The following is a 10,306-nucleotide window of genomic DNA, read 5'->3' as shown; positions in this document are numbered from 1 at the left end:
ATAATTACTCCTTTCTAGTAGACTTTTATAGTATATTAACTTTTTACGTTATCTTCAAGTTAAATATATTAATTAGTATTAACTTTACTCAAAGTTAATTGATTCATATAGGAAAATGTGCTATATTAGCTTTATGCTAGGTAAATAGATACTAAAGGTGATGGAGTTCACCAAAACCGCATAAAGCTGATGACTCCTATAGACATGGAATAGATGTGTCTATAGGAGTTTTTATTTTAAATTAAAAAAGGAGTTGAATTTATGGCTAAAAGTTTAGCAGTTATATTATTATTAGGGGTACCAGCAAATAAATTTTTTGAAAAATTGAAAATGCCAGGTTTATTGGGAATGCTAATTTTAGGTATGGTCATAGGACCTTATGGTTTTAATTGGCTTGGAACAGATATGCTTAATGCATCAGCAGATTTGAGAAAAATTGCATTAATTATAATTTTATTAAGGGCAGGACTTGGAATTAATAAAAAAGATTTAAATAAGGTTGGAAGTGCTGCTTTAAGAATAAGTTGCATACCAGGTTTAATTGAAGGTTTTACTGTTGCTTTCGTTTCAACAAAATTTTTAAATTTTTCATTTATTCAAGGAGGCATATTAGGCTTTATAATCGCGGCAGTTTCTCCGGCAGTTGTGGTTCCTTCAATGCTAGATTTAATTGAAAAGGATATTGGAGCAGATAAAAATATTCCAACTTTAATATTAGCAGGAGCTTCTATTGATGATGTTTTTGCTATTACTATATTTAGTATATTTTTAAGCCTATATAGTGGAGTTCATATAAATACTGGTGTTCAAATATTAAGTATTCCAATTTCAATTTTAATAACAGCTCCATTGGGTGCCATAGGTATTAAAAATTCTTCAGAAAAATTATTAACAGTAGATACAAAATGAAAGAAGAAATAAAAATAATATTTTTATCATATTAAATATGTTATATAATAACTATAGAAGTGAGTTAATAAGAATATTTTTGATTCGATATTTTAAAAATAGGAAGTGAGAAAAATGTATTCAAATAAGGTAATTGAACATTTTATGACACCAAGAAATGTTGGTAGTATGGTTGATGCAGATGCTGAAGGATCTTATGGTGATCCTAATTGTGGTGATTCATTGAATATTTATATTAAAGTAGAAAATAATGTAATAAAGGATATAAGTTTTTTAGTATTTGGGTGTACAGCATCAGTTGCCACTAGTAGCATGACTACAGTTCTTGCAAAGGGAAAAACCATAGAAGAGGCATTGAAAATTGAAGAAGAAGATATAGTGGATGCCTTAGATGGATTGCCTGAAAACAAACTTCATTGTTCTAATCTTGGTGTGCAAGCATTGAGAAGCGCAATAAATGATTATTTAGGAAAAGTAATTGAGTAAAAAGTCTATGCCATAATTGAAACCTAGGTCTTTGACCCAGGTTTATATATTCTATTTTTTTAAAGGCATACATAAACTTGATTTCTTGCACAAACTTATGTAAAACCCGAGACCCACTATTATAGATCCTAATAGTTTTATGGCATTTTCCCTTGGATTATTTCCCAATAGTTTTGTTAAGGTCTTAATGTTATTAATGGCACTATTGCCATAACTACTATAGCTAATAGAAATTTCACTATTCCTATAACACTTTTCCTTTTATTTATTGCCTTAGTTTTATTATTTAGGCTTTTTATCAGTAAAAGACTAAAGCTTGATATGTTATATATGTGGCTTTTTGGTCAAAAGCTCCTCTTTCAAAAAATAGCTTAACTAATTTTCCTTCAAAACCTTTAGCTAATGCTTTAATTACTATAGGAGAAAATATCCAGCCTAAAATCATTAAGAGTATGGAAAAGAATATTGCTATATGGAGTAGGTTATTTACATAAGAAATAGTAAGTAAATTAAGGGGGGATATAGTGGAGGCTTTTCTCTAAGGAAGGGAATGAGTAAATAATAATTAAAAGGGTAAATCTATGATGAACAGAAATTAAGAATATCTAAGATAAACAGATATACAAAACGTTTATTAATTATATATTTATAGGTCTTGCAATGAATGTATAAAATACTTAATATTAACCGTAGGGGGTGTTTATTTTGAAATTAGGTTTTATAGTAAATCCAATTGCGGGGATGGGTGGTAAAGTAGGATTGAAAGGTACTGATGGAGTTAAGGTTTTAGAAAAAGCAAAAGAATTAGGAGCATATCCTGAGGCACCGAAAAAGGCAAAAAAAGCTTTGGAAGTTTTATTTCCTCTTAAAGAAGACATACAAATAGTTACATATCCGGGTAGTATGGGGGAAGAAATAACTACCTCAGTAGGTTTTAAGCCAATAGTTTTAGGAGAAGATAAAGACAATACAGGTCCAATTGATACGGAAAAGGCTGCAAATGATATGCTAGATTTTGGAATAGATTTATTACTTTTTGCTGGTGGTGATGGAACTGCTAGGAATATTTATAATTCTGTTAATACTAAAGTACCAGTCATTGGGATACCAGCAGGAGTTAAAATTCATTCTGGAGTTTATGCTAACCATCCCAGGTCCGCTGGGGAGGTAGCGTTAAAATATTTACAAGATAAAGGTATGGAAACAAAAGAATTTGAAGTTATGGATATTGATGAAGAAGCCTTCAGAGATGGACAAGTAACGGCAAAGTTATACGGATATATGAAAGTTCCTTTTGAACCTGAGTTAGTGCAAAACCAAAAATCTGGTGGAATAGAAGGGGAAGAAGCATCATTAGATGGAATATCTGATAAAATTATAGAACAAATGAAGCCAGACGTTTTATATATAATAGGCTCAGGAACTTCTACTAGGCCTATTATGGAGAAACTTGGATTGCCTAATACCTTATTGGGAATAGATATAGTGCAAAATAAAAAACTTGTAGTATCGGATGTTAATGAAAAAGAAATTTTAGAACATATAAAAGGTAAAAAGGCTAAACTAATAGTTACTGTAATTGGGGGCCAAGGTTATATTTTAGGAAGAGGTAATCAACAGCTTAGTGCAGAGGTTATACAAAAAATAGGGAAGGAAAATATCCAAATAATTGCAACAAAGAAAAAGCTTATGTCCCTGGGAGAACGGCCTCTTTTAGTAGATACTGGAGATGAAGAAGTGAATAAAATGTTTAATGGATATATGTTAGTCAGAATAAATTACCACCAAGAATCGGTTCATATGGTTAAAGGTCTTTAAAACAAGTATATAGTAGTTTAGGTAAAGTGAGAAAGGGGGGCGATCCTCCTTCTCACTTTTTAAATCTTGACAAACCTGTACGTACAGGTTATAATTTATTTATAATCTGTACGTACAGGTTAAGATAAGGTTTTCACAAAAAAGTATAATATAAGGAGGTTTAGGGGAATGGCGAAGTTTAAGGAAGATGCTTTAAAATTATTAAATTATATTGGTGGAGAAGAAAATATTGACAGTGTATCCCACTGTGTTACAAGATTACGTTTCGTACTAAGAGATCCTAAAAAAGCGGATACAGAAAAAATTGAAAACTTAAAATCTGTTAAAGGTACATTTACTCAAGCAGGTCAGTTTCAAGTAATTATTGGTAATGAAGTATCAGATTTTTACAATGAATTAACTAAAATAGCTAATATAAAAATAGCTACAAAAGAGGAAACTAAAGTAGCAGGAAGACAAAACTTAAATCCTTTACAAAAGGCGGCTTCTCATTTGGCGGAAATATTTGCACCTTTAATTCCAGCGATTATTGTTGGTGGACTTATTCTTGGATTTAGAAATATTATTGGAGACATAGAATTATTAGATAATGGAACAAAAACTATTGTAGAGGTTTATCCATTTTGGTCGGGAGTATATGATTTTTTATGGTTAATAGGTGAAGCTATATTTCACTTCTTACCAGTAGGTATTACATGGTCAATAACTAGGAAAATGGGTACAACTCAAATATTAGGAATAGTACTAGGTATTACCTTAGTATCCCCTCAATTATTAAATGCCTATGGAGTAGCTGGAGCAGAAGAAATACCATTTTGGGACTTTGGATTTGCCCAAATACAAATGATTGGATATCAAGCTCAAGTTATACCGGCTATGTTAGCGGGATATTTACTAGCTGTATTAGAAAAGAAGTTACGTAAGGTTGTTCCTGAATATATTTCAATGATAGTAGTACCTTTCTTGGCTTTAGTACCAACAGTATTAGTAGCTCATACAATATTAGGACCAATTGGTTGGAAAATAGGTACTGCTATATCAAATGGTGTATACGCTGGTTTAACCTCTACCGTTAAGTGGTTATTTGCAGCAGTATTTGGATTTTTATATGCTCCTTTAGTAATAACAGGATTACACCATATGACTAATGCTATTGATCTAGAGTTAATGAATGAATTTCATGGAACTAACTTATGGCCAATGATAGCTCTATCTAATATAGCTCAGGGTTCTGCAGTTTTAGCAATTATATTCCTTAATAGAAAAAATGAAGAAGAAAAACAAGTATCAATACCAGCAACAATATCAGCTTATTTAGGAGTAACAGAACCAGCTATGTTTGGAATTAATTTAAAATATGGTTATCCATTCCTAGCGGCTATGATAGGTTCAGCATTGGCAGCTATATTCTCCGTAGGTTCAGGAATTATGGCAAATTCCATAGGGGTAGGTGGACTACCAGGAATACTTTCTATACAGCCACAATATATGGGGAAATTTCTTATAGCCATGGTAATGGCAATAGTAGTTCCCTTTGGACTGACAATAACATTTTCTAAAAATAAGAAATTAGCAAAGAAAGAGCGTATATAATATATTAAAACAAAAAAGAGGGAGCTATACGTCTCCTTCTTTTTTATTTATCATAATAGACAAGGGAGTGAATTTAGCTTATGAAGGACTTTAAAAAAAGCACAATATATCAAATATATCCGAAATCTTTTTATGACTTTAATGGAGATGGAATAGGAGATTTAAAAGGAGTAAAAGAGAAAATCTGGTATCTTAAAGAATTAGGAGTTGACTATATTTGGCTAACGCCTTTTTATGTTTCTCCTTTAAATGATAATGGCTATGATGTAGAAGATTATAAAAATATAGATCCTCGATTTGGAACCATGGAGGATTTTGAAGAAATGGTTAAAGAGGCTAACAAATACGGTATAGATATTATATTAGATATGGTACTAAACCATACATCTACAGAACATAAGTGGTTTAAAAAGGCCTTAACAGGAGATAGAAAATATAAGGACTATTATATATTTAAAAAACCTAAGGAAGGTAAGGAACCAACTAATTGGATATCTAAATTTGGTGGTTCTGCTTGGGAATATGTAGAGGAATTTGACGAGTATTATCTACACTTATTTCATAAGACCCAAGGGGACTTAAATTGGGAAAACCCTGAAGTTAGAAAGGAATTATATGATATAGTTAACTTTTGGATAGATAAAGGTGTAAAGGGTTTTAGACTAGATGTTATTAATTTAATATCCAAACCTGAAGAATTTAAGGACGATTTAATAGGAGATGGCAGAAAATATTATACTGATGGTCCAAAAATTCACCAATATTTAAAAGAGTTAAATAAAAATACTTTTGGTAATAAAAAAGATATAATTACTGTAGGAGAGATGTCCTCAACGGATATTGAAAATTGTATTAAATATAGTAACCCTAGAGAAAAAGAATTATCTATGATATTTAATTTCCATCATTTAAAAGTAGATTATAAGGATGGAGAAAAATGGTCGTTAATGGATTTTGATTTTATTGAACTTAAAAAAATTCTATTTGAATGGCAGATTGGGATGGCTGAAGGTGGAGGATGGAATGCCCTATTTTGGTCTAATCATGATCAGCCCCGAGTGGTATCACGTTTTGGAAATGATGAAAGATATTTAAAAGAGTCTGCTAAGATGCTTGGAACTGCCATTCATATGTTACGAGGAACTCCTTATATTTATCAGGGAGAAGAAATTGGTATGACAAATCCTTATTTTGATAAAATTCAAGACTATAGGGATGTTGAAACTATCCAGTATTATAAGATACTGAAGGAAGAAGGTAGAAGTAAAGAAGATATAATTAAAATATTACAATCTAAATCTAGAGATAATTCTAGAACACCTATGCAATGGAATACTGGTGAAAATGGAGGTTTTACCTTAGGGGAACCTTGGATTCCTATAAGTGAAAATTATAAAGATATAAATGTGGAAAAGGCCCTAAAAGATAAAGGATCTGTTTTTTACTATTATAAAAAGTTAATACAACTTAGAAAAGACTATAATATTATTTCTCATGGGGATTTTAAACCTATTCTTGAAGAACATGAGGAAATATTCGCCTATATCAGGAATTATGAAAATGAAAAACTTCTTGTAATAAATAATTTCTTTGACAAGGATACAGTATTTAAATTACCTAAATCTATAGATTATGAAGAATGGAATGTAGAGGTATTAATCTCTAATTATGAGGAAGTAAGCAAGAATATTGACAATATAAAATTGAGGCCTTATGAATCTATAGTATATCATCTTGAAAAAATAAATCGATGATGGTACTATAAATAAAGGTGATGTAGTATGGAAATAAAGTATTTAAATATATATAATGACATAATGGATAGTATAGAAAACAAAAATATTAAGCCAGGAGAGAAATTACCTTCTGAAAACGAACTTATGGAAAAATACAATGTATCTAGGGACACTATTAGAAAATCTTTAGATTTATTAGAGGGTAACGGTTATATTCATAAAATAAAGGGAAAGGGCTCCTTTGTTTTAGATGTAGACAAGTTAGATTTTCCTATAACAGGTATAGTTACATTTAAAGAGCTTTCTAAAAGGATGGGAGTAGGCTCTAGTACTCTGCTTCATGAACTGGATTTAATTAATCCAGATAAATTTTTGGTAAAAAAACTAGAGCTATCTGAAGATGATTTAATATGGAGAGTCATTAGATCAAGAGAAATTGATAATAAAAAAATTATCTTGGATAAGGATTATTTCAACAGTAAATACATTCCAACATTGACCGAAGAAATATGCCAAAACTCTATATATGAATATATTGAAAAAGAGTTAGGGTTAAATATAAGTTTTGCGAAAAAAGAAATAACAGTTCAAAGAGTATCCAATGAGGATAAGGAGTATTTAGACTTAGAAGACTATGATATGATAGTAGTAGTAAAAAGTTATACCTATTTAGATGATGCTAGCCTATTCCAATATACAGAATCTAGACATCGCCCTGATAAATTTCGATTTGTAGACTTTGCAAGAAGAAAAAATTATTAAATTGTGACGAATAAGAAAGAGGGATGGTTTTTTCTCACTTATTTAGGTTCATATGTTTATTTAGCATATATGATTAAGATATGAAATAAACATATAGAGAGATTTTACAATTTATGAGGCAGGGTGAAAAAATGAAAAAAAAGAGAAAGCCTAAAGTGTTTATAGGTAAACTTAATAAAAGGATATTGTTTTTGGTATTAGTTCTTTTAGTGATGTTTGTCATTATAGCCTTTTTATCAAATACAAGAATATTTCAAACTTTAGGTAGAAAGTCTGGAGAAGTAATAGTAGTGGATCCAGGTCATGGGGGAATAGATGGGGGTACAAGTGATAGTAGTGGACTCCTTGAAAAGGATATAAATTTAGACGTAAGTTTAAAATTAAAAAAAGAATTGAATAAAGAAGGATTTAATGTAATTATGACTAGGAATAAGGATGAGTCCTTAGAAGAATATAGTAATGTTAATGCTTCTAGATATAAAAGAGATTTGAATGCAAGAAAAACAATTGTAAATGAAAATAAACCAAAAGCTTTTATAAGTATACATGTAAATTCAAACAAGAGGAGTAGTGCAAGGGGAGTTCAAGTATATTATTATCCAACATCTGATGAAAGTAGAAGGCTAGCAGAAAATATTTGTGAATCTATAAATGAAATAGTTTATAGGGACTATCTAGGTGATTATGATTTAGAAGCTCAACCCATGGCAGAAAATTTTTTCATACTAAGGGAGACGGAAGCTTCTGGAGTATTAGTAGAGATTGGTTTTATAACTAATCTGGAGGATAATAAATTATTGCAAGACAATAAGTATAAGAAGAAAATTGCAATAGCTATAATGGAAGGAATAAAGATGTATAGTGTAAAGTGAATTTAATAACATTTGAACATAATACAATATAAAATTATTTAATGATTGGAAAAATAAGCCTATAATTTTTAGAATTTTAATCTATAGGCTTTTTTATTTTACTCAGAAGTTTAAAAAGTAAAGTAAAGATGCTATAATAATTATTAATATGTAAAAGAATAATGATGGGGGCATAATATGGGAAAAAAGACGTTATTATTAATAATTTCGATAATACTTACATTCTCTGTATGTGTTTATGGAGAAAGTACAGATGAGATTGAAAATATTGAAGAAATGGAAGAAGATATAGTAAATCCTATAGTGGAAAGAGCAATAATATTGGAAGCTGGGGAAATAGAAGCAGCAGAGGATAATAGGGATATATTTGGAGAAAATCAGAAAATAAAGTTAGAAGTAATTAGTGGAGAATATAAAGGTAAGATTTTTGAGATTGAACATGGTATATCAGGAAATCCTTCTTTTGATGTTATTGTAAAAAATGGAGACAAGGTTATTATAGGAATTGAAGAGCATGGGGAAGGTAACTTGAAAGTATATATAATGCAACACTTACGTCAAAATTATATACTTTATTTAGTTATTTTATTTATTTTATTACTTATAGTAATAGGAAGAATGAAAGGCTTAAAGTCAATAATCACTCTTTCTCTTACAATGATCGCTATATTAAAAATATTACTACCTTTAATGTTAAAGGGAATGAATCCTATTTTAATAACTATTTTAGTATCTGTAGGAATTACAATTTTTACTGTCTTTATTGTAAGTGGTATCAATAATAAAAGTATTGCGACTATAATTGGGACAAGTGGTGGTGTTCTTCTAGCAGGAATTATAGCTTATATTATAGGAAATAAGGCTAATTTAACGGGATTTTCTAGCGAAGAAGCAGTAATGTTAATGTATACACCTCAAGGGATTAAGTTTGACATGAAGGGTATATTATTCTCTGGCATAATTATGGGAGCGTTAGGAGCGGTTATGGATGTAGGCATGTCTATCTCCTCTTCTATAGATGAAGTTTATAATGCTAATAAAGATTTAACAAGAGAAGAATTATTTTCAGCAGGAATGAATGTAGGGAAAGATGTTATGGGAACAATGACTAATACTTTAATACTAGCTTATACTGGAAGTTCCATTCCATTATTACTTGTATTTATGGCTTATAAAACTTCTATTCAGGAAATAATAAATTTAGATGTTGTTGCTACAGAAATCATTCGTTCTTTAGCAGGAAGTATAGGATTGGTATTGACCATTCCTTTAACAGCTTTGGTTGCAAGCTTATTGCTAAAAAGAAAAGAAGATAGTGGCAAAGAGAAAGGATATATATATAATCAAGAATATGAAAAAGATATAGGTGCTGGGGAGTATGAAGCAAATAAAGAATCTAGTGAGATAAAAAATGATTAAGATTAATATACCAGGATATAAAAATTTAGAAATAGAAAATGTTGTCTTTGATTATAATGGAACTATAGCAGATGATGGGATACTAATTAAAGAAGTAGAAAAGTTCATTTATGACCTAGTAAAAGAAGAAATAAGGATATATATACTTACTGCCGATACAAACGGTTCTGTAAGACAACAATGTGGACATTTACCAGTGAAAATTGAAGTGTTTGAAGAGGAAAATGCTACAGAATATAAGAAAAAGGCTATTGAGAGAATTGGAGCTGATAATACAGTATCCATAGGTAATGGAAGAAATGATATTGAAATGTTTAAAGTTAGTATTTTATCTATAGGAATAATAGGAAAAGAAGGTAGCTATTTAAAATCATTGTTAGAAGCTGATATAGTTACTACCAATATTGTAGATGCCATTGATTTGATACTGAAACCACATAGATTAAAAGCAACATTACGTTCCTAATGATCAAGAATGAGTATGAGAGATGCTTCTTTTTCTAATTTTCTCGGGGATTTTGTTTAAGTGTATAACAACAAAATATCATAAAAATAGTACTAATGTTTGCAAATATTAGTGCTATTTTTTATATGTATTTATATATTTTGTTATATATAAAAACTTTTAGTTATATAGGAGTTCAGTAAAACTTTAGGGAAAATAATGAGCAATTGACAAAAATCATCTATAGGTATAAGATATAATTAGCA

The 10,306-nt window shown here is 29.9% G+C and carries 10 protein-coding genes and 1 riboswitch; of the genes, 9 read left to right on the top strand and 1 reads right to left on the bottom strand.

Translation table 11 applies throughout. From position 1 onward, the window contains the following. The first annotated feature begins 147 nt into the window (after positions 1-147). Positions 148-206, top strand: a riboswitch (Fluoride riboswitch). A gap of 55 nt (positions 207-261) precedes the next feature. Together VK071_04610 and VK071_04605 are read left to right on the top strand one after the other, a co-directional pair. Beyond that, positions 262-909 carry a cation:proton antiporter gene (locus tag VK071_04610; protein HLR34595.1) on the top strand — a complete coding sequence of 216 codons (648 nt, stop codon included), beginning with the start codon at positions 262-264 and terminating at the stop codon, positions 907-909. 114 nt (positions 910-1,023) lie between these two features. Beyond that, on the top strand, positions 1,024-1,395 hold the full coding sequence (locus VK071_04605; protein HLR34594.1) for an iron-sulfur cluster assembly scaffold protein: 372 nt from the start codon (positions 1,024-1,026) through the stop codon (positions 1,393-1,395). Between the two features lie 298 nt (positions 1,396-1,693). Here VK071_04605 and VK071_04600 read toward each other — a convergent pair whose 3' ends face one another. Continuing rightward, positions 1,694-1,840: a hypothetical protein gene (locus VK071_04600; protein ID HLR34593.1), complete on the bottom strand. Its 147-nt coding sequence runs from the start codon at positions 1,838-1,840 to the stop codon at positions 1,694-1,696. 251 nt (positions 1,841-2,091) lie between these two features. Here VK071_04600 and VK071_04595 point away from each other — a divergent pair, with 251 nt between their 5' ends. The 7 genes from VK071_04595 to VK071_04565 all read left to right on the top strand — a co-directional run bounded on the left by VK071_04595 (position 2,092) and on the right by VK071_04565 (position 10,061). Beyond that, complete coding sequence (locus tag VK071_04595; GenBank protein ID HLR34592.1) at positions 2,092-3,213, top strand: ATP-NAD kinase family protein; 1,122 nt, start codon at positions 2,092-2,094, stop codon at positions 3,211-3,213. 168 nt (positions 3,214-3,381) lie between these two features. Next, a complete protein-coding gene (gene treP, locus VK071_04590) occupies positions 3,382-4,806 on the top strand; it encodes a PTS system trehalose-specific EIIBC component (protein ID HLR34591.1) in 1,425 nt (474 codons plus the stop codon). 80 nt (positions 4,807-4,886) lie between these two features. Next, a complete protein-coding gene (treC, locus tag VK071_04585; GenBank protein ID HLR34590.1) occupies positions 4,887-6,560 on the top strand; it encodes an alpha,alpha-phosphotrehalase in 1,674 nt (557 codons plus the stop codon). Positions 6,561-6,587: 27 nt separating this feature from the next. After that, complete coding sequence (gene treR / locus VK071_04580; GenBank protein ID HLR34589.1) at positions 6,588-7,304, top strand: trehalose operon repressor; 717 nt, start codon at positions 6,588-6,590, stop codon at positions 7,302-7,304. Positions 7,305-7,435: 131 nt separating this feature from the next. Next, complete coding sequence (locus tag VK071_04575; GenBank protein HLR34588.1) at positions 7,436-8,176, top strand: N-acetylmuramoyl-L-alanine amidase; 741 nt, start codon at positions 7,436-7,438, stop codon at positions 8,174-8,176. Between the two features lie 177 nt (positions 8,177-8,353). Further along, positions 8,354-9,595, top strand: coding sequence for a YibE/F family protein (locus VK071_04570; protein HLR34587.1), 1,242 nt, complete (start codon positions 8,354-8,356; stop codon positions 9,593-9,595). Then, complete coding sequence (locus VK071_04565) at positions 9,588-10,061, top strand: ATPase P (GenBank protein HLR34586.1); 474 nt, start codon at positions 9,588-9,590, stop codon at positions 10,059-10,061. The genes VK071_04570 and VK071_04565 overlap by 8 nt, the downstream gene beginning before the upstream one ends. Positions 10,062-10,306 lie beyond the last annotated feature (245 nt).

This window comes from Tissierellales bacterium (assembly GCA_035301805.1).
GTDB lineage: Bacteria > Bacillota > Clostridia > Tissierellales > DATGTQ01 > DATGTQ01.
This window is presented reverse-complemented; position numbering and strand designations above follow the sequence as displayed.